The sequence below is a fragment of the Rhizobium sullae genome (assembly GCF_900169785.1).
GTDB classification, from domain to species: Bacteria; Pseudomonadota; Alphaproteobacteria; order Rhizobiales; family Rhizobiaceae; genus Rhizobium; species Rhizobium sullae.
Window position 1 is genome coordinate 1 of the sequence record NZ_FWER01000219.1, and the last position, 305, is coordinate 305.

The 305-nt window shown below is 60.7% G+C and carries 1 protein-coding gene; it reads left to right on the forward strand.

What is annotated here, in order from left to right; all coding sequences use genetic code 11:
- Positions 1-81: 81 nt before the first annotated feature.
- Positions 82-305 (forward strand): AAA family ATPase (locus BN1800_RS39855; RefSeq protein WP_179214044.1); only part of this gene is annotated, 224 nt, incomplete at its 3' end.

Below are 305 nucleotides of genomic sequence, written 5' to 3' on the forward strand. Positions count from 1 at the left end.
AGGATCGTGGCATCGAGAAGTAGCACGATATGGGCGCGCCATGTCTCGGCGCGCCCATCCCTGTCAATCGTAGAGAGCACCATGTCAGCTCGTGAAGACATTCTTCAGCTCGGCCAGCGCATCGGCACGTCGATCATCGGCCAAGAGGCGATGGTCGAGCGTCTTCTGCTCGGTCTTCTTGCCAACGGCCATCTGCTTGTCGAAGGCCTGCCCGGCCTCGCCAAGACGCGGGCGATCAAGAGCCTGGCGAAAAATCTCGACTCAGAGCTTTCACGCGTTCAGTTCACGCCCGACCTGCTGCCTGC